Raw genomic sequence first — 18,504 nt, forward strand, 5'->3', positions numbered from 1 at the left:
TACTGGTAGCAACCACATCGGCACAGGGAGAGCTCCGCAATCCGCGGAGCTCACACAGCCTGTACCCAGTGCAGGAGAGGCAGGCAGGCCAGGCCCGCCCTCGGCCACGGCGTCGGCGGACGCAAGCACTACTGGTAGCAACCACATCGGCACAGGGAGAGCTCCGCAATCCGCGGAGCTCACACAGCCTGTACCCAGTGCAGGAGAGGCAGGCAGGCCAGGCCATGGCTAAGCAGCCGAAGTCATCCCAGCCCCCGCACGGTGAGGGCCCCGGCCAGCACAAGGGCACCCACCAGCACGGCTGGTCTCCGGACGTCGACGAGACCCGCCAACAGGACAACCCGAGCGCCCACCGCTCGTTCCACCCCGACCAGCACGCTCCCGAAAAGGGCCCCGGGCGCAAGGTCTCCCAAGAGGAGGCCGGGGATCCGCTCGGCAGGCCCGTGAAGAGTACGAGCCACCGCGGAGAAGAACAGAGCAAGGCCCGCAGTGACGAGAAGGGCATGCACGACGCCGGCCCCAAGGGCCGCTCCCAGCGTCCCAGCGGAACCAAGGACGCATCCGCCTCCACCGGCGTCGACCCTCAGGGCCCGCCCGGCAGCCGCAGGGCCCGCTGACCTTCGCGCCCAGTCTCGTCGCGTCGAGGACGCCATCCCCGACACCTCCCCTGGAGCTGGAGCCCGGTACGGCCCTGCTCCTCCGCACCGGCGGGCTGACCTAGGCCCGCATGCCAGGCGGTCCAATGCTGGGTGAGCAGGGGTTCTCCGCCTTCCTCGTCGCACGCACCGTCCTGGCCACCTGGACAGCCCTGGTCGCCGGCATCGTCATCCTCATCGGCGATCCGCCGTACGGCACCGGCGACGGCGTCGCCGTCTCCGTGACCAGTCACCAAGCGGCAGCCCGCGACCACCCCGGTGGCGCCACTGCCATCACCCGTGACAAGCAAGTTGGAGGGCACCGAGAACGACGCGATCGTGCGGGACCTCCGGCTGCCGCGCACCCTCCTCGGGGTCGCCGTCGGCGCGTACCCGGTATGGGCCTGCTCGGCGCGCAGCCAGGACACCGCCTGCGCCAGAACATCATCGCGACGCGGGTGGACGAAGCGCGTGCGGCCGAATGCCCGGTTCAGCAGCGCGACATCCTCGCCCCGAAGCTCGGGATGGACCACCCCGAGCTTGTCGACCACCTCGTCCAGGGTTCCCCACATGAGCTTCGCCCCGAATACGCCGTTCTCGGTCCGGCCGGTGGCGAGAGCCGCTCTGACGTATTCCGCGTAGTCGAATCCGCCCTGAGAAGTACGCGGAATCCGCCACCACTCGGCCCACAGCGACTCGTCGGGTGCACGGAAGTACGCCTGTGGCCGACCGGCGACTCCAGCAATCCAAGGAGTAGCGAACTGCCCGTGCGAGGAGTGGCGCAGATGAAGTACGAGTCGACATGTTCCGCGGCGTCCATCCACATCGTCACGCCACCAGGGAAGGCCACCACGATCACGACACGCAACCCCATCACGGGCTGACTCACTGGAAGTCGCACCCGGGGTTGGCCGCGTCCTCGGAGAAGGGTGCGCCGTGCGGCAGCACGTAGAGCACGTCCAGCACCAAGGGGACCGTGCCGAGATTGCGGCCTATGTGCACATGATCGGGACCGGCCGGCTCGGTCAGGGTGTTCCCGGCCCGGTAGACACCGTCGGCCGTGCACGTCGAGTCGAAGTGACTCAGCGTGCCTTCCTTGACGAGGGCGTACAGCGTTCCGTCGTGGTAGTGCCAGCCGGTGCTCTGGCCGGCCGGGACGGTGATCTCCCGAAGTATGTAGTCCTTGCCGTCGACGGTGGTCTGCGCGATGACCTTGCCGCTGACTCCCGGGCCGGGAGGAGTCGCGTGGGCGGTGCCGGTGACGAGGGCGAGGCAGACGGCCGCGGTTCCTGCCAGCCCGGTACGGAGCACGGTGCGCATACGGTAAGTCCCATCAGCAGTCGACGAGTTGGCGTTCCGCTGTGGAGTGTGTCGTACCAGCGCGCGGGATTCAGGGGCTTCGTCACATCGACGTCGTCGGCATTCACAGGGTGAACGTCGCTCCCTTGCCCGGTCCCGGCGACGACGCGGCGACGTCTCCGCCGTGGGCGCGGGCGATATCCCGGGCGATGGTCAGGCCGCTGCCGCTGCCGCTGCCGCTGCCGCTGCCGTCGGCGGGAGCGGGCCGGCCCGGATGCTCGAGCCGTTCGAAGCGGCTGAAGATCCGGTTCAGGTCGTTCTCGCCGATGCCGACACCGTCGGCGGTTCCGGGCCGGCAGCAGACCGCCGGCGGGCGGCGCGGCCGGCGAGACGCCCGCGGCGTTGCGGTGCAGCAGTCCGCTCAGGGGCGGGGCGCGGCCGGCCGGGTCAGTGGGGAAGGCGGCGCAGAGCGCGAGTCCGGCACAGCCCGCCCCCAGCGCCGCCGACGCGACGGCTCCGACGGGCAGGCGGCTGCGGAGCAGACCGGCGAGCACGGCCGCCGACCCTGCCGCGGCGGATCCGACGCAGGCCGTGAAGAGTGCCGCGGCACCGTCGTGCAGCGCGTAGTCGCTGAGCGTCTGCCCGACCGGATCGACGTGCTCGGCCCACCCACGGGAAGCATCGCGGCCAGGGCGACCGACCCGGTGCGGGCGGTGCGGGCGGTGTGCGCGGCCGACGTCAGCAGCCGCGGATCACGGCGGCCGGCGGCGGCCCGCGAGAAGAGGGATGCGTGCATGCCGGCAAGGCAACGGGCACCGGACAAGGCGCGTACCACTCACCGCGTGACGCTTGCATGAAGCAGGACGGTGAGTGAGCCGGTGGCCGGAAAGCGTGACGCTGGTGCCGCCGCAGCCGTCCTGGAGGTGGCACCCGCTGCAGGGGGTGGTCGGCAGGCGCAGCGCGCAGTGGATCTGCGGAAGGTCCTGATGCGAACTGACGGGAGGGGACAGGGGGATGGACGGACGGACGCGGCTCTCACCGAGCCGCCACAACCGTGTGATGCTTGTGGCCGATCATGGCTGCCGTGGCGGTTGACCGAAGCGCCGCCGAAGCATGTCGCCAACATAGAGAACAAAATTGTTGACAATCTTGTTGGACTAGATTTACGTTCGACAGGCACTCACTCAGGGAGGGCGCAATGCAGAAAGAAGCCCGTCCAGGCACCGGCGAGCAGGCCAAGCAGCATGCACTGGTGCAGCTGCGGCAGGCGATTCTGCGCGGAGAGATGGCACCGGCCCAGCGGCTGGTGGAGAACGAACTCGCCGAGCAGTTCGGTGTCACTCGGGCCAGCGTCCGGGCGGCGCTGATCGAGCTGGAGTCGGAGGGACTGGTCGAGCGCATCCGCAACCGCGGATCGCGGGTGCGGGTGGTGACGGTCGAGGAAGCGGTGGCCATCACCGAATGCCGCATGGCCCTCGAAGGACTCTGCGCGGCCAAGGCGGCCGTCGCGGCCAGCGATGAACAGCTGACCGAGCTGACGGACTTGGGCGCCGCGATGTCCAAGGCGGTCGCCGACGGCGAGCCGGTGACCTACTCCGAGCTCAACCATGAAGTGCACGCCCGGATCAGGGAGTTCTCCGGCCAGCAGGTGGCCGTGGAGCTCCTGGAGCGGCTGAACGCCCAACTGGTTCGCCACCGGTTCCAGTTGGCACTCAGGCCGGGACGTGCCCAGCACTCCCTGAGTGAACACCTGGCCATGATCGAAGCGATCGTGGCCAGGGACCCGCAGGCGGCCGAAGCGGCCGTCCGCGCCCACCTCGGCAGTGTGATCGACGCGCTGCGCGACTGACGGTCCGGGGCGGGCGCACACCTGTCCAAAGGAGATTTCTGCAATGACGCACGGCAACGCGCCCGCCACCCCACGATCGACGCTCGTCGTCACCGCGCACGCCGGGGACTTCGTGTGGCGCGCCGGGGGAGCCATCGCCCTCGCCGCCTCCCGGGGGGAGAAGGTCACCATCGCGTGTCTGACCTTCGGTGAGCGCGGCGAGTCCGCCAAGGCGTGGCGCGAGGGCAAGAAGCTCGAGGAGATCAAGGCGATACGCCGTGAGGAGGCCGAGAAGGCCGCCGCCACCCTCGGCGCCGAGGTCCGCTTCTTCGACGCCGGCGACTACCCCTTGATCGCCACCCCCGAGCTGACCGACCAGCTGGTTGCCGTGTACCGCGAGACCCAGCCCGACGTGGTGCTCACCCACCCGATCGAGGACCCGTACAACGGTGACCACCCGGCCGCCAACCGGATGGCGCTGGAGGCCCGCGTCCTCGCCCAGGCCATCGGTTACCCCGGCCCGGGCGAGATCATCGGCGCCCCGCCGGTCTTCTACTTCGAGCCGCACCAGCCCGAGATGAGCGGCTTCAAGCCCGAGGTCCTCCTCGACATCACCGAGGTGTGGGAGACCAAGCGCAAGGCGATGGAGTGCCTCGGCGCCCAGCAGCACCTGTGGGACTACTACACCGACCTCGCCGTCCGCCGCGGCGTCCAGCTCAAGCGCAACGCGGGGCCGAACCTGGGCCTGGCCCACAAGACCATGGCCGAGGCGTACATGCGTCCGTACCCGCAGATCGCGAAGGAACTGGCATGAGCGGCGTGATCGTCACCAACCCGCCGAAGGCGGACGCGAAGGACGTCGAGGCGCTCGCCGGGTTCGGCGTCGCCACCGTCCACGAGGCGATGGGCCGCACCGGCCTGCTCGGCACGCACCTGCGCCCGATCCAGCAGGACACCCGGGTCGCGGGCACCGCGGTCACGGTGCTCTCCTGGCCCGGCGACAACCTCATGATCCACGCCGCCGTCGAGCAGTGCGGCGAGGGCGACATCCTGGTCGTCACCACCACCTCGCCCTCCACCGACGGCATGTTCGGCGAGCTGTTCGCCACCGCGCTCCAGCGACGCGGTGTCCGCGGCCTGATCATCAACGCGGGCATCCGGGACACCACCGAGCTGCGCGAGATGGGCTTCCCGGCCTGGTCCGCGGCGGTCAGCCCGCAGGGCACCGTCAAGGCGACCGGCGGCTCGGTCAACGTGCCGGTGGCGATCGGCGGCCAGGTGATACGGCCCGGCGACGTGATCCTCGCCGACGACGACGGCGTGGTCTGTGTGCCCCGCGAGCGCGCCCGCGAGGCGGCCGAGGCGTCCGAGGCCCGCGAGAACAAGGAGGCCGGTGCCCGCGCCGCCTTCATCGAGGGCCAGCTGGGACTCGACCGGTACGGCCTGCGCGAGACCCTCGTACGACTGGGTGTGACCTACACGTCGTACGACGAATACGTGCGGGACGGAGCGCAGTCATGACGGGGCCCGAGGAGGTGCGCTGCATGCTCATGCGCGGCGGCACTTCCAAGGGCGCGTACTTCCTGGCCGAGGACCTGCCGACCGACGCCGGTGAACGTGACGACCTGCTGCTGCGGGTCATGGGCAGCCCCGACCCGCGCCAGATCGACGGCCTCGGCGGGGCGCACCCCCTGACCAGCAAGGTGGCCGTGGTCTCCGCCTCGGCCGACCCCGAGGTGGATGTCGACTACCTGTTCCTTCAGGTCAGCGTGGACAGGGCCGAGGTCTCCGACCGGCAGAACTGCGGAAACATCCTGGCCGGGATCGGCCCGTTCGCCGTCGAACGCGGACTGGTCGCCCCCGGGGACGGACAGACGTCCGTGCGGATCCGCATGGTCAACAGCGGAGACCTCGCGATCGCGACCTTCCCCACCCGGGGCGGGCGCGTCATCTACGCCGGCTCGGCCGAGATCTCGGGTGTGCCGGGCACCGCCGCACCGGTGGTGATCGAGTTCCCGCAGAGCAGCAGCCCGCTGCTGCCCACCGGCCACGCCCGCGACATCGTCGCCGACACGCCGGTGACCTGCGTGGACAACGGGATGCCGACCGTACTGATCGCCGCGTCCTCCCTGAAGGTCACCGGCTACGAGGCCCCCAAGGACCTTGAGGAGGATCTCGCCCTCGCCGACCGGCTCCGGGAGATCCGACTGGAGGCCGGCAAGCTGATGGGCCTCGGCGACGTCGAAGGCACCACCGTGCCCAAGCTCAGCCTGCTGGCGCCGCCCCGGGACGGCGGCGCCGTCATGACCCGCACCTTCATCCCGGTGCGCTGCCACACCTCGATCGGCGTCCTGGGCGCCGCGAGCGTCGCCGCCGGGCTGCGTGTCGAGGGCGGCGTCGGCCAGGGCGTGGCCCGCCTGCCCGCGCAGGGGGACCGGCTGCGCATCGAGCACCCCACCGGGTTCCTCGACATCGAAGCCGGTGTCGAGTACGGCGCCGTCGGCGCCCTACCGGTGGCCCGACGCACCGCCGTCGTACGTACCGCACGCAAGATCTTCGACGGCACGGTCTTCCCCCGGCCGTCCGGAGCCGCACATCACCTTTAAGGAGGCCCGCATGGCCCCGCCGCTCGGCGACATCGCCCACCTCGGGCATGTCGAACTGCTCACCCCGGACCTTGACGGCAGTCTGAGGTTCTTCACCGAATACCTCGGCCTGACCGTCAACGGCCAGAACGGCGACTCGGTCTATCTGCGGACCTGGGACGACTACGAGCACCACAGCCTGGTGCTCACCGCGCACGAGACCGCCGGCATCCGTCGCACCGCGCTGCGCGCCTCGAGCGAGGAGGCCCTGCAGCGGCGGGTCAAGGAGCTGGAGGCCGCGGGCCATCAGGGCCACTGGGCCGAGGACGAGCCCGGCATCGGCCCGTTGTACGTCACCACCGACCCCGACGGCCACGAGGTGGCCCTGTACTGGGAGTCCGAGTGGTACCAGGCTCCGGACGAGCTGAAGCCGGGGCTGAAGAACCAGCCCCAGGCCAAGCCGGGCCACGGCGTGGCGGTACGCCGCCTGGACCACGTCAACTATCTCGCCGCCGACGTCGCCGCCAACGCCGATTTCCACCAGCACCTCCTCGGCGCCCGCCCGACCGAGCAGATCCAGCTCGATGACGGCAAGATCGCCGCGAAGTGGCTGACGTTCACCAACAAGTCGTACGACGTGGTCTACACCGAGGACTGGACGGGCTCGCGCGGTCGCCTGCACCACATCGCGTTCGCGACCGACACCCGCGAGGACATCCTGCGCGCCGCCGATCTCGCGCTGGACACCGGTGTGTTCATCGAGACCGGTCCGCACAAGCACGCCATCCAGCAGACGTTCTTCCTGTACGTCTACGAGCCGGGCGGCAACCGCATCGAGCTGTGCAACCCGCTCACCCGTCTGGTGCTCGCCCCCGACTGGCCGCTGATCACCTGGACGCCGGCGGAGCGCGCCAAGGGACAGGCCTGGGGTCTGAAGACCATCGAGTCCTTCCACACCCACGGCACACCGCCGGTCAGCTGACCCCCTCTGCCCTGGCGTTCGTCACCAGGGTCCTCAGCGGCTATTTCCAGCCAGTACCAGCGGGCGGGCGGCACAGCGGCAGGTGCCGCCCGCGCCCTTTTCACCTGCTTCTTAGAACGCTGTGGCACCGTCATGAAGGGTGGCCAGATTGTTTCCTAGATTGTTGACAAAAACGTTGACACTCTTGAAACGAATCCTTAGCGTCTAGCGCACAATCGGGTCAACCGCACGAGCCGCGTAGACCCGCCTCACCAATCCCCCTTCCAGGGCCCACGCCTCCTGGACGAGAGGAAACAAAGATGTCCTCCTCCCTCGCCCTGCCCGCTCGCGGCGGCAGAATGGCCGCGCTTGTCGTCGGCCTCTGTTGGCTGGTCGTCCTCTTCGACGGCCTCGACATGTTCATCTACGGGTCCGTGCTCCCGCACATGATGGAGACCAAGGCGCTCGGCATCGACCCCGGCAAGGCCGGCGACGTCGGCTCCTATGCCACCTTCGGCATGCTGATCGGCGCGCTGTCCTCCGGCACCGTGAGCGACTGGGTCGGCCGCAAGAAGACGATCATCGTCTCTACCGTCGTCTTCTCCCTGGCCTCCGCGGTCTGCGCCTCCGCCGCCAGCCTCGGCGTCTTCAGCCTGGGCCGCTTCCTGGCCGGCCTCGGCCTCGGCGGCCTGCTGCCGAGCGCGATCACCATGGTCACCGAGTACGCCCCGCGCGGCCGCCGGGCCCTGATCGTCGGCTCCCTGATGACCGCCCACCAGGCCGGTGGAATCGTCGCGGGCTTCGTGGCCCTGTGGACCGGCGACTGGCGCGTCTCCTTCTGGATCTGCGTGATCCCGCTCTTCATCGGCGTCCCGCTGGCCATCAAGTTCCTGCCCGAGTCGATGGCCTTCCTGCAGGCCAAGGGCCGGGACACGGAAGCCCTGGCGCTCGCCGACCGCTACGGCGTCGAGCTGGCCGCCCGGGACAAGGACCGCCCGGCTGTCTCCGATCGCTGGAGCGCGGTCGCCGCCCTCTTCCGTGGCGGCCTGTGGGTCCAGACCCTCTTCTTCTGGCTGGCCTCCTTCGGCGGCCTCCTGCTCGTCTACGGCGTCTCCCAGTGGCTGCCGTCGCTGATGAAGGCCAACGGCTACAACACCGGGTCCTCGATCGGCTTCGTCATCGTGATCAACCTGGGCGGCATCGTCGGCATGCTGGTCGGCGGCAGGCTCACCGACAAGTTCGGCGGCTCGCGCATCGCCGCGATCTGGTTCGGTGCCACCGCCATCGGCGTCTATGCGCTCAGCATCAAGATGGCACTGCCTCTCACCTACACCGTGGTCTTCCTGACCGGCATGTTCCTCTTCAGCGCCCAGGCGATGATCTACGCCACCGTGGCGCACCGCTCCGAGGACGACAACCGTGCCACCGCGGTCGGCTGGGTCTCGGGCATGGGCCGCTTCGGTGCCGTCTTCGGCCCGTGGCTCGGCGGTCAGCTGCTTGCCACCGGCTCGACCACCGCGGGCTTCACCGCCTTCGCCGCCGCGGGCGTGTTCTCGCTGGTGTTCGTCAGCCTGACCGGCCTGCGCAGCGTCCAGTCGATGGCGCAGAGCAGCGCGCCGCAGCAGCAGCTGACTCCCACCGGCTGACCGACGGGGCGAGGGACACGCGCCTGGGCAGGGCCAATGAGGGCCTTGTCCAGGCGCGTTCGCGCAGGCGGCACGCGGCCCTGGAGATCACCGGTTTCCTCAACGGCGAAACGGTCCAGCACGACCGCACCAAGTCCGTGATCTTCCCGGTCCCGGACCTCATCGTCCGGCTCTCCGCCGTCCTGCCGCTGCTCCCCGGCGACCTGATCTTCACCGGCACACCGGCCGGAGTCGGCAACCGCCGTACCCCGCCCCGCTATCTCACCGGGGGTGATGAACTGGTCAGCCGGATCAACGGAATCGGCGAAACTCCACCAGCGGTTCACGGGCCCCACAGCACTGTAGATCGTATTCCCATTGCCCTGGCCGCCCCAGGATGCTGGAGTGGCCCCATGGATCACGTTGCGGTACTGGCCCTGTTCGACCGGGACATGAGGGAGGGGGCGCGGCCCGACGCCCCAGGCGCCCGGGTCGAGCGCGTCGGCAAGGTGGTGCGCCAGGTCGGCACCGAGCAGGGCTGGAACGGAGTGATCTGGTCGGACCTGGACGAGACGAGCGCCGACGCCGAGATCGGCGACCAGGTCCGGTACTTCGCCGAACTCGGGCGCGAGTTCGAGTGGAAGATGTATGGGCACGACAAGCCGGAAAACCTCGGGCAGCGGCTGCGCGCGGCCGGATTCACCGCCCAGCCCGAGGAGACGCTGATGGTCGCCGAGCTGGGCGATCTGGCACTCGACGCCGAACCGCCGGAGGGCGTGCGGCTGCTTCCCGTCACCGACCGCGCGGGCGTCGACCTCGTGGCCGACGTCCACGAACAGGCTTTCGGTACGGACGGCACACGGCTGCGCGGGCAGCTGCTCGCCCAGCTCACCGGCGACGCGGACACGGTCGTCGCCGTCGTGGCGCTCGCCGGTGACGTACCGGTCAGCGCGGCCCGCATGGAACTCCTGTCCGGCACCCGGTTCGCCGGGCTGTGGGGCGGCGGCACCGTCGAGGGCTGGCGCGGCCGCGGTATCTACCGCGCCCTCGTCGCCCACCGGGCCCGCGTCGCCGCCGACCGCGGCTACCGATACGTCCAGGTCGACGCCTCCAGCCAGAGCCGCCCCATCCTCGCCCGCCTGGGCTTCGAACCACTGACCACGACGACGCCGTACGTGCACACGGGGTGACGCTCGGCGGCCGGGTGGGCGTGCCGCGGGGGATCGCGGGCCGGGCGCCGGGGATCGTGGACCGGGTGGGCCGGGCACAGGGGCCCGATGTCACATCCCGGCCGCCTCGACCCGTCGGGTGGGTATGACGACACACCAGAGCATCCTCCTGGCCGGCGCCAGCGGCGTCCTCGGCAACCACATCACCCGCGCCCTGACCGACGCGGGCCACCAGGTCACCGGCCTCGGCCGGGGCCCGGCCAACGGGCTCCAGGCCGACCTGATGGACCGCGACGCGCTGCTGCGCGCCGTCGACGGGCGGCACTTCGACACGGTCGTCCTCGCCGCCACCGCTCTGCGCAAGGCGCCCCTGCGCCACCACGACATGCACGCGACCAACGCGCTGCGCATCGACGGCACCGCCCACCTCATCGAGGCCGCGCGGGCCACCGGCGCACGGCGGCTCGTCGCCGAGTCGATGGTCTTCGGATACGGATACGGCGACCATGGCGACCACGTCCTCACGGAGGACGACCCCTTCGGTCCGCGCGGCGCCACGGAACAGCTGGAACAGCACATCGCGGCCATGCGGACCAAGGAGCAACTCACCCTCGACGCAGCCGGGTTGGAAGGCATCGCGTTGCGCTTCGGCCTCTTCTACGGCCCCGGCGGCACCGACGCCATCCTGCCCATGCTGCGCAAGCGGCAGCTCCCCGTCGCCGACGACCACGGCCGGGTCCTGCCGTGGATCAACCTCGTCGACGCGGCGAGCGCGGTCGCCGCCGCCGTCGAACACGGCCGCCCCGGTCAGGCGTACAACATCACCGACCGCGCCCCGCAGGGCTTCGCCGCCCATGTCCGGGCCGTTGCCGAGCAGTTCGGCCTGCCGAAGCCGATGACCGTACCGCTGTGGCTGATGAAGCCCCTGTCGTACGCGCACGTGATGATGCAGACGACGATGCGGGTGTCCTCGGCGAAGGCCGAGCGGGAACTGGGCTGGACGCCCGCCTTTCCGTCCGCCCGCGACGGGCTCGCCGCGCTCAAGACGGCCGCCTGAAGCGCGAACTTGGGCCGAACGGAGCGGAGTCGAGGGCCGGTCGGCCCAACGCGGGCAGCGGTGTGGGACGGCATGCTGACGGTGGGGACGCAAGCCGTCCCGGGGGGCTGCCTCCCGCGGCGCTCGACTCTCCCGCGCCGGGCGCCCGGTCGAGGCGGCAGGCTCGCCGACTGCCGAGGGGAGCCGCGGTCGGCGGGCCTGAACGCTCCCGCCTGCCGATCCGTCAGAGATCGAGCTGGTACTCCACCGCCTTGTGCGTCGGCAGATAGCCGAGCGCGTCGTTGATGCCGCGCATGGGCTTGTTGCTGTCGGCGGTGTCGGTGAGCAGGCTGCCGAGTTCCGGATGCCGCTGACGGGCATGACGGATCGCCGCCGCCTTCATCCAGAGCCCCAGGCCGTGGCCACGGTGCTCCGGCAGGACGCCGGTGCCGTAGTGCTGGCCGTCACCCCGGCCGTCGCCCGGCACCACGAGCTCGGAGAAGCCGACGATCGAGCCGTCCGCGCGGTCCACCGCGGCGACCGTGTGCAGCAACTCCCCGCGCTTCGCGATGACTTCGGCCGCCGCCACGACCCGCTCCACGTCCCACACGACGGTCCCGTAGTCGGTTCCCTCCATCGGCATGTCGTCCATGGCCCGCCGCGAGTCGGCGAAGGTCCGCGCCAGCTCGGGCGGCACGGTGCCGTCCCAGTGCGTCAACCCGTAGCCGGGATGCGGACGTTCGGCGATCTCGGTGATCCGCGCGAGATCCACGTCGGCAAGCGGCAGCCTCGCGTACGTCAGAGCCAGCGCCCGGTGGAAGCCGCGCGCCGCCAGGAACAGGTCACCGGGGGAGCCGTCCTCGGCCTGGGCGACGAGCGACCGCCGCCCCTCGCCTCGGGCCGCGGAGACGGCCGCGTCCAGGAGACGGCTTCCCACCCCCTGCCGCCGCTCGGCCGGATGGACGGCGATCTCGAGCTCGGCCAGATGCTCCTGCCCCTCCTTGGTGAACAACCGCAGAAATGCCGAGCCCACGGGAACTCCGTCGGTGCCGGAAGCCAGCCAGACCAGGCGTCGGCTCGACGGTGTGGGCTCGGGATCGGTCAGCGGCGTGATGCGTGGCGGCAAGGTCTCTCCGTGGCGTCGGGCGTGCGGGGGCGAAGCCCGCAGAACCTAGCCGTGCCGGTGCGCGACCTGCAAGAGATTTTGGCGCTGTCCGTCAGTGGCGCACCTTCGCCCGGTCAAGCGCCGCGACGCCCATCGCCGCGAGGCCGATCTGGATGAGCCACTCGATCCAGTCGACGCCCTTGGTGTCGGCCACGCCGAACGCGGCGGCGATCCCGGAGCCGATGAACGCGGCCACGATGCCGACGGCGATCGTCCACAGGATGCCGATGCGCTGGCGTCCCGGGACGACGAGCCTGCCGAGTACGCCGATGATGATGCCGATGAGGATGGCACTGATGATGCCTGAGATCTCCATCTCCGCCCCTCTTTGTCGGTCCCCCGCAGTTAGGTATGTGCCCGCTGGGCGCGAAGGCAGTCCGCCCCGCTTCGCGCGCCCCCGGGATGTGCTCCGGCGCCCTCCTGTTCAGCCGTCGTTTCGCCATGTACCGTTCAATAATCTGTCGCGCGGTAGACGGCCAACTTCCGTTCTACGCGCGCAGACTTGGCGCCCCGCACGCCTCTCCCCACCCCTCACGGAGGTTCGCCGGATGCTCGGATTCAGAAGATCCCGCCACAGACTCACCACGGCACTGGCCGTGTTCGGACTGCTGGTCACGGGCGCCGCCGTCCAGGGGGCCACCGCCTCCCCGGCCGCCGCGGCGACCACGCACCGCATTCTGTTCGACAACGCTCACGCCGAGACGGCGGGCAATGCCGACTGGATCGTCTCCACCAGTCAGCCCGATCCGCTGGGCCAGGACTCCACGCCGTCCGCCGAGACGGACTGGACGGGGGCGCTGTCCTCGTGGGGCGTCGCCCTGCAGAAGACCGGCAGTTACAGCCTCAAGACGTTGCCTTCGGGCTCCAGCCTGACCTACGGCGGTTCGGCCGCGACGGACCTGGCGAACTTCGACACGCTGGTGCTGCCGGAGCCGAACACCCTGTTCACCACGGCCGAGAAGACCGCGATCATGACGTTCGTGAAGAACGGCGGCGGCCTGTTCATGATCTCCGACCACACCGGCGCCGACCGGAACAACGACGGTTATGACGCGGTCGAGATCTTCAACGACCTGATGAGCAACAACAGCGTCGACAGCACCGACCCGTTCGGTTTCTCCGTCGACTCGCTGAGCATCAGCTCCGGCTACCCGGCGGCGATCAGCGACAGTACCGACCCGGTGCTGCACGGCTCCTTCGGCACGGTCACCAAGAGCCTGATCGCCAGCGGGACGACGGCCACCCTCAAGCCGGCCGACAACTCCTCCGTCAAGGGGCTGCTCTACCGCAGCGGTTACTCCGGCAATACCGGCGCGTTCTTCGCCACCAGCACGTTCGGCAGCGGCAAGGTCGCCTTCTGGGGCGACAGTTCGCCGATCGACGACGGCACCGGCCAGTCCGGGAACACGCTGTACGACGGCTGGAACGACACCGGCGCCACGAACGCCGCCCTCGCCCTGAACGCCACCGAGTGGCTCACGGGTGCCGGCAGCAGCGGCGGTGGCGGGGGCGGAGGCACCTGCACGGCCGCCCAGCTCCTGGGCAACAGCGGTTTCGAGTCCGGCTCGAGCACCTGGAGTGCCACCAGTGGAGTCATCACCAACTCCACCGGCGAGTCCGCCCGTACGGGCTCGTACTACGCCTGGCTCGACGGCAACGCCACCGCCACCACGGACACCCTGTCCCAGTCGGTGACCATCCCGTCCGGCTGCGCCGCGACCCTGAGCTTCTACCTGCACATCGACACCGCGGAGACCACGACCACCACGGCGTACGACACGCTCACGGCGCAAGTGCTCAACAGCTCCGGCACGGTCCTGAGCACCCTGGCGACCTACTCGAACCTCAACGCCGCCTCCGGCTACACCCAGCGCAGCTTCAGCCTCGGCAGCTATGCGGGGCAGACGGTGACCGTCAAGTTCACCGGCACCGAGGGAACCAAGCTCCAGACGTCGTTCGTCATCGACGACACGGCGCTGAACGTGAGCTGAGCGAAGGGGCGGGCCCGACCCCGGGCCCGCCCGACCTGCTCTAGGCCGCGGGGATCACCCTCTCCGGCGTGTTCCACCCGGAGACCCGCACCTGTGGCATCGACCCGTGCAGATCCGCCGTCCGGTACGTCACCGTCAGAGTCGTCGACTCGCCCGGCCACAGGCTGACTTGGTTGTCGGACCACTGAACCGGCAGCACGGGCTTGCCCTTTGCGTCCACCAGGTGCACATCGGTGAGGAGTGACGGAGTCCTGCCGGTCCCGGTGTTCCGGACGGCCACCGTCGTCGTGGAGGTGCCGTCCGCACCCGTCCTGGTCGACGCCGAGGCCGAAACCGGCACCTGGGCCATCGAATTGAGCCCCTTGAGGTCCGCGTAGCTCGTCGTCGGCGTGTAGTACCAGTCGGTGTGGGCCCAGTCGATCGTGTCGGGCTTGGTCGAGAGCCAGTAGACGTTGCGGCTGACCTCCTTGCCCTGGGAATCGGTGAGCGTCAGGCGCGCGAGGTACGTCGTCGACCGACCGCTCACCGAGGACGGCACGGTGAGCGCGGTGGCGCGAGCGCCGTCCCCGCCCACGCCGACACCGGTCACCGTCCTGTCGTACTTCTGCGCACCGTCGGTGTTGAAGAGCGTCACCCGGGCCGTGAGTCCGGACGCGGACGCGTGCCGGTTGTTCACCACGACGACCGAGCGGTTGTCGTACGAGTACTGGATGTGCAGCGGCTCATTGGCCTTCTTGGCGCCGAAGTAGGCACCGCCCTGGTCCAGGTAACGGTCCATCAACTGCCAGTGCAACGAGGTCCATCCGCTGTTGAACATCCAGTAGACGACCCCGGTCGAGGGCTTGGAGGAGTCGGTGGCGTTCCGCCCGTACGCCTCGTACTGCGCGCGCACGTTCTCGTACTGGGCGAGCTGCGCCTTGCGTACGTAGTCCGTGAGGCCGGTCGGTGCGCCGTAGCGGCCCGTCAGGGCGTCGTCGTAGATCTTGAGGGTGCCGAAGGTCGACGACGGTGAGCGGTGGTACTGCTTGGCGCTCGGGTTCTTCCACAGGGTGTCGAGCTCGGCGGGGGACATCATGCGGCGCAGGGTGTCGAGCGTGGGGATGTCGGGGCCCGCGCTGGTCTCGGAGTTGAAGCCGGTGGCGCCGCCCTCGCGCTTGGCGTACCAGTAGTTCGGCGGGATCCAGTCGTAGGGCCCGGACATCTTCATGCCCGAACTGCCGGTAATCGGGGATGAGTTGTCCGAGGCGGCCGCGACCACGGGCGTCGACCAGTCCGCGGCCTTCAGGGCGTCGACGTAATTCTTCTCGATCGTGGCGTCCGGTGCGAAGTCGCTGCCGATGAGGAAGGAGATGACGCTGGGGTGGTCCCGCAGGCGTGCGGCCTCGGCGGCCATGGACGCCTTGGCGATCGGATAGTCGGCGGCCGTCCACTTGTCACCGGACTCGCTGCCGTTGACGTTGCCCTCCCACTTGTCGCAGCACTCCCAGCCGGGCAGCGTGAGGACGCCGTACCGGTCGGCGAGGTCGAAGAACTCGTCCGGCTCGATGTGCCCTTCCAGGCGGATGGTGTTGAGGCCCAGGTCGAGCGCGTACTTCAGCCGGTCCTCGACGTACGTCCGGTCCCAGCGCAGGAACTCGTCGGGAGACCAGCCGCCGCCTTTGATGAGCAGCCTGCGGCCGTTGATGCTGTACTGCCGGGCGCCGTCGGAGTTGAGCGGCGCCTTCACGTCGCGGATGCCGAAGTCCTCGTGCGCGGTGTCCGAGGCGGTGCCGGTGACGGAGGCCGTCAGGTCGAGGCTGTACAGGGGCTGCCCGCCCATGCCCGCGGGCCACCACACCTTGGGCGAATTGAGGTGCAGGCCGGGGAAGTCGGCCGGTGCGAAGGTCACCGTCTTCGTCTCGTGCGCGGCGAGCGGGACGGTCCTGGTGAAGGACACCGGTCCGACGGTGCCGGAGACCGTGGCGGTGACGGCGGCGTCCGTCTCGTTGCGCGCCTTCGCCTTGACCGTCAGATCCGCGGAGGCGAGCGACGGGACGTCCAGCTTGGTCACCACGTGCGCGTCGCGCAGCGCGACCGGGCCGCCGCGGCGGACGAGGACGTCGCGGACGATGCCCATGTTCTCGTCGGGCGGCGGCTGGAGCCAGTCGAGCCAGCCCATGGTCAGGTGCTTGTTGGGGGTGTTGGGCTGGATACGGAAGGCGACCGTGTTTTTGCCCGCGCGGACAAGGGAGCTGATGTCCAGCTCGTGGTGTGTGTACGCGCCCGCCACGTCGGCGGCCTTGGCGACCTGCCTACCGTTGACGTAGACGTCGGCCGCCGAGATCACCCCGCTGAAGTCCAGGTAGCTGCGCTCGGAGGTGTCGGCGAGCGTGAAGTCCGAGCGGTACCACCAGGGCACGGCGAAGTCGGCCTTCGGGATCTTCTGCTGGTTGGTCGAGCGGAACGGGTCGGCGTACTTCCCGTTCGCGAGCAGCGCCGCGAGGACCGTGGAGCGGGAGCCCGCCGGGTACCAGCCGCTCGCCGGGTAGCCGGGGCTCGAGACGTCGGCCGCGGGGTCGGTGACCTTGGCGGTCGACTGGATGGCGTACCCGGAGAGTGCCGTGGTGCTGCCCGCCGCGGAGGCCACCTTGGTGACGCGAGCTCGCTGCGGGGTGGCCGACCCGGCTCGATGGGATCCGGCCCACGCGCTCGTGGAAAGGGTGCACAGGAGGCCCAGAGCGACGGCGCCCGTGGCGAAGTGCCGTCTTGAGGCAGGGCGGTGGAACACGGTGGTCTCCTTGGGGGGTGGGGGGAGCATCCGCGCTTCGACACTGCAAGTTAGGAAACTTTACTAACTGGCCCACAAGTTAGGTGGCTGAGTAAGTCATGTCAATCACCGCCGTACCCGCGAGGGCGGGGGAGTGGAGGCGGCACCAGGGCCCGGGAGCGGTCCGCTCTCGGGAAGCCGACCGCTCATCCGGGATCAGTCCGCTCTCAGGAAGCCGACCGCCGCTCGAAGACCACATCTCGCGCTGTCCCCAGCGCCGTCGCCACCGCCCCGAGCAGCACCGCGTCCTCGCCCAGCCGGCTGGGCACGATCTTCGGGCGCAGCGGTGTGAGGGCGCGCAGCGTCTCGCGTATCGGCCGCAGCAGCAGATCGACGCTGTGCCCCACTCCGCCGCCCAGCACCACCAGGTCCGGGTCGAGTACGGCGGCCGCCGCGGCCACCGTGTGCGCGATCCGTTCACCCTCCAGCTCAACAGCCTTGACCGCGGCGGGATTTCCCTGCCGTGCCGCGTCGAAGACGGCCTTCGCGGTCAGCTGCTGCCCGCTCATGCCGAAATGCCGCGCCGCCTCGACGACGGCCACGCCCGACACCGCGTCCTCCAGCGTCTCCGGCTTCTGCTGCCCCGGCCACGGCAGGAACCCGATCTCCCCGGCCCCGCCGTGCGCGCCGGTGAACAGCCGCCCCTCGCTGACGACGCCCATGCCGAGACCGGTGCCGATCATGATGTACGTGAACAGGCGGCTGCCCGCGCCGACTCCGTAGGTGTACTCGCCGAGCGCCGCGAGGTTGGCGTCGTTGTGCACCTCCAGCGGTATGCCGAGCTCGTCGCGCATCCGGTCGAAGAGGCCCGCGCGGCCCCACCCGGGCAGATGCATCGCGTACCTGACCCGGCGCCGCTTCTCGTCGTACACGCCCGGAGTGCCCACCACCGCGTGCGCGACCTCGTGCGCGCCGACGCCGGAGTTGGCGACGACCTGGTGGGCCGTGGAGACCACCAGGTCGGCCATGGCGCCGGAGGTGCGGGCACGGTTGCGCACATCGGCCCGCGCGACCACGGACCCGTCCAGGTCGGCCACCGCCACGCGCAGCCAGCCGCGGCCGATGTCGATGCCGAGCGCGTATCCGGCCGCGGGGTCCGGGGCGTACAGGACGGCCACCCGGCCGCGCTCGGGGGTGTGGGTGCCGACCTCGTGGACCAGTCCCGCCTCCTCCAGTGCCGCGAGCGCGCTGGAGACCGTCGGCTTGGACAGGCCCGTCTCACGGGCGAGCTGGGCGCGTGAGGCGGCGCCGCCGGTGCGCAGCCGGTCGAGGAGCAGCCGCTCATTGGTGCTGCGCAGCCGCCGGCGGTTCCAGGGCTGTTCAGGCTGCGCTATGGCGTCGCTGGCGGGCATCGCACCATTCTCACGCATTCATGACGCCCCCTTGACGCATCTAGTAAGGCTC

General features: G+C 70.1%; 17 protein-coding genes and 2 pseudogenes. 11 read left to right on the forward strand and 8 right to left on the reverse strand.

The genetic code is table 11. The features are described 5' to 3' along the window. Positions 1–224 precede the first annotated feature (224 nt). Positions 225–617, forward strand: coding sequence for a hypothetical protein (locus ACZ4WS_RS36425; protein WP_467987163.1), 393 nt, complete (start codon positions 225–227; stop codon positions 615–617). On the opposite strand, the gene ACZ4WS_RS36430 is transcribed toward ACZ4WS_RS36425, so the two are convergent. The 4 genes and pseudogenes from ACZ4WS_RS36430 to ACZ4WS_RS36445 form a co-directional block, all read right to left on the reverse strand. Next, positions 584–1,459 carry a Stf0 family sulfotransferase gene (locus tag ACZ4WS_RS36430; protein ID WP_467987164.1) on the reverse strand — a complete coding sequence of 292 codons (876 nt, stop codon included), beginning with the start codon at positions 1,457–1,459 and terminating at the stop codon, positions 584–586. The genes ACZ4WS_RS36425 and ACZ4WS_RS36430 overlap by 34 nt on opposite strands. A 61-nt stretch (positions 1,460–1,520) precedes the next feature. Beyond that, complete coding sequence (locus ACZ4WS_RS36435; protein ID WP_467987165.1) at positions 1,521–1,955, reverse strand: cupin domain-containing protein; 435 nt, start codon at positions 1,953–1,955, stop codon at positions 1,521–1,523. 103 nt (positions 1,956–2,058) lie between these two features. Further along, positions 2,059–2,262, reverse strand: coding sequence for an ATP-binding protein (locus tag ACZ4WS_RS36440; protein ID WP_467987365.1), 204 nt, complete (start codon positions 2,260–2,262; stop codon positions 2,059–2,061). Between the two features lie 64 nt (positions 2,263–2,326). Further along, positions 2,327–2,554, reverse strand: a pseudogene (locus ACZ4WS_RS36445) (DUF998 domain-containing protein); the annotation flags it as partial. A gap of 578 nt (positions 2,555–3,132) precedes the next feature. On the opposite strand from ACZ4WS_RS36445, the gene ACZ4WS_RS36450 reads away from it, so the two are divergent. From ACZ4WS_RS36450 to ACZ4WS_RS36490, 9 genes and pseudogenes are all read left to right on the forward strand, one after another. After that, entirely contained in the window at positions 3,133–3,783 is a 651-nt protein-coding gene (locus ACZ4WS_RS36450) for a GntR family transcriptional regulator (protein ID WP_467987166.1), read from the forward strand. A gap of 43 nt (positions 3,784–3,826) precedes the next feature. Continuing rightward, positions 3,827–4,576, forward strand: a complete 750-nt coding sequence (locus ACZ4WS_RS36455) for a PIG-L deacetylase family protein (RefSeq protein ID WP_467987167.1) — start codon at positions 3,827–3,829, stop codon at positions 4,574–4,576. Beyond that, positions 4,573–5,283 carry a 4-carboxy-4-hydroxy-2-oxoadipate aldolase/oxaloacetate decarboxylase gene (locus ACZ4WS_RS36460; RefSeq protein ID WP_467987168.1) on the forward strand — a complete coding sequence of 237 codons (711 nt, stop codon included), beginning with the start codon at positions 4,573–4,575 and terminating at the stop codon, positions 5,281–5,283. Before ACZ4WS_RS36455 ends, ACZ4WS_RS36460 begins: the two co-directional genes overlap by 4 nt. After that, positions 5,280–6,368 carry a 4-oxalomesaconate tautomerase gene (locus ACZ4WS_RS36465; protein WP_467987169.1) on the forward strand — a complete coding sequence of 363 codons (1,089 nt, stop codon included), beginning with the start codon at positions 5,280–5,282 and terminating at the stop codon, positions 6,366–6,368. The genes ACZ4WS_RS36460 and ACZ4WS_RS36465 overlap by 4 nt, the downstream gene beginning before the upstream one ends. Before the next feature lie 10 nt (positions 6,369–6,378). Then, entirely contained in the window at positions 6,379–7,329 is a 951-nt protein-coding gene (locus ACZ4WS_RS36470; protein WP_467987171.1) for a catechol 2,3-dioxygenase, read from the forward strand. A 299-nt stretch (positions 7,330–7,628) separates the two neighbouring features. Beyond that, a complete protein-coding gene (locus ACZ4WS_RS36475) occupies positions 7,629–8,954 on the forward strand; it encodes an MFS transporter (protein WP_467987172.1) in 1,326 nt (441 codons plus the stop codon). A 23-nt stretch (positions 8,955–8,977) separates the two neighbouring features. After that, positions 8,978–9,250, forward strand: a pseudogene (locus ACZ4WS_RS36480) (fumarylacetoacetate hydrolase family protein); the annotation flags it as partial. A 96-nt stretch (positions 9,251–9,346) separates the two neighbouring features. Beyond that, positions 9,347–10,123 carry a GNAT family N-acetyltransferase gene (locus ACZ4WS_RS36485; protein WP_467987366.1) on the forward strand — a complete coding sequence of 259 codons (777 nt, stop codon included), beginning with the start codon at positions 9,347–9,349 and terminating at the stop codon, positions 10,121–10,123. A 124-nt stretch (positions 10,124–10,247) separates the two neighbouring features. Next, positions 10,248–11,159, forward strand: coding sequence for an NAD-dependent epimerase/dehydratase family protein (locus ACZ4WS_RS36490; RefSeq protein ID WP_467987173.1), 912 nt, complete (start codon positions 10,248–10,250; stop codon positions 11,157–11,159). A 223-nt stretch (positions 11,160–11,382) separates the two neighbouring features. Here the strand turns inward: ACZ4WS_RS36490 and ACZ4WS_RS36495 are convergent, their stop codons facing one another. Continuing rightward, complete coding sequence (locus ACZ4WS_RS36495; RefSeq protein ID WP_467987174.1) at positions 11,383–12,264, reverse strand: GNAT family N-acetyltransferase; 882 nt, start codon at positions 12,262–12,264, stop codon at positions 11,383–11,385. 91 nt (positions 12,265–12,355) lie between these two features. Beyond that, the gene (locus ACZ4WS_RS36500) at positions 12,356–12,619 is read right to left on the reverse strand and encodes a GlsB/YeaQ/YmgE family stress response membrane protein (protein ID WP_467987175.1); all 264 of its coding nucleotides are present in this window, start codon (positions 12,617–12,619) and stop codon (positions 12,356–12,358) included. A gap of 232 nt (positions 12,620–12,851) precedes the next feature. On the opposite strand from ACZ4WS_RS36500, the gene ACZ4WS_RS36505 reads away from it, so the two are divergent. After that, complete coding sequence (locus ACZ4WS_RS36505; protein WP_467987176.1) at positions 12,852–14,294, forward strand: hydrolase; 1,443 nt, start codon at positions 12,852–12,854, stop codon at positions 14,292–14,294. Between the two features lie 40 nt (positions 14,295–14,334). Here ACZ4WS_RS36505 and ACZ4WS_RS36510 read toward each other — a convergent pair whose 3' ends face one another. Both ACZ4WS_RS36510 and ACZ4WS_RS36515 read right to left on the reverse strand, forming a co-directional pair. After that, the gene (locus ACZ4WS_RS36510; protein ID WP_467987178.1) at positions 14,335–17,061 is read right to left on the reverse strand and encodes a glycoside hydrolase family 2 protein; all 2,727 of its coding nucleotides are present in this window, start codon (positions 17,059–17,061) and stop codon (positions 14,335–14,337) included. 206 nt (positions 17,062–17,267) lie between these two features. Further along, entirely contained in the window at positions 17,268–18,452 is a 1,185-nt protein-coding gene (locus tag ACZ4WS_RS36515) for an ROK family transcriptional regulator (protein ID WP_467987179.1), read from the reverse strand. Positions 18,453–18,504: the final 52 nt, after the last annotated feature.

Source organism: Streptomyces sp. NPDC029292, from assembly GCF_055569295.1.

Bases quoted from the DNA above. Each gene is read 5' to 3' on its own strand.
- ACZ4WS_RS36425 (WP_467987163.1), top strand. From the start codon at position 225: ATGGCTAAGCAGCCGAAGTCATCCCAGCCCCCGCACGGTGAGGGCCCC.
- ACZ4WS_RS36435 (WP_467987165.1), bottom strand. From the start codon at position 1,955: ATGCGCACCGTGCTCCGTACCGGGCTGGCAGGAACCGCGGCCGTCTGC.
- ACZ4WS_RS36450 (WP_467987166.1), top strand. From the start codon at position 3,133: ATGCAGAAAGAAGCCCGTCCAGGCACCGGCGAGCAGGCCAAGCAGCAT.
- ACZ4WS_RS36455 (WP_467987167.1), top strand. From the start codon at position 3,827: ATGACGCACGGCAACGCGCCCGCCACCCCACGATCGACGCTCGTCGTC.
- ACZ4WS_RS36460 (WP_467987168.1), top strand. From the start codon at position 4,573: ATGAGCGGCGTGATCGTCACCAACCCGCCGAAGGCGGACGCGAAGGAC.
- ACZ4WS_RS36465 (WP_467987169.1), top strand. From the start codon at position 5,280: ATGACGGGGCCCGAGGAGGTGCGCTGCATGCTCATGCGCGGCGGCACT.
- ACZ4WS_RS36470 (WP_467987171.1), top strand. From the start codon at position 6,379: ATGGCCCCGCCGCTCGGCGACATCGCCCACCTCGGGCATGTCGAACTG.
- ACZ4WS_RS36475 (WP_467987172.1), top strand. From the start codon at position 7,629: ATGTCCTCCTCCCTCGCCCTGCCCGCTCGCGGCGGCAGAATGGCCGCG.
- ACZ4WS_RS36485 (WP_467987366.1), top strand. From the start codon at position 9,347: ATGGATCACGTTGCGGTACTGGCCCTGTTCGACCGGGACATGAGGGAG.
- ACZ4WS_RS36490 (WP_467987173.1), top strand. From the start codon at position 10,248: ATGACGACACACCAGAGCATCCTCCTGGCCGGCGCCAGCGGCGTCCTC.
- ACZ4WS_RS36500 (WP_467987175.1), bottom strand. From the start codon at position 12,619: ATGGAGATCTCAGGCATCATCAGTGCCATCCTCATCGGCATCATCATC.
- ACZ4WS_RS36505 (WP_467987176.1), top strand. From the start codon at position 12,852: ATGCTCGGATTCAGAAGATCCCGCCACAGACTCACCACGGCACTGGCC.
- ACZ4WS_RS36515 (WP_467987179.1), bottom strand. From the start codon at position 18,452: ATGCCCGCCAGCGACGCCATAGCGCAGCCTGAACAGCCCTGGAACCGC.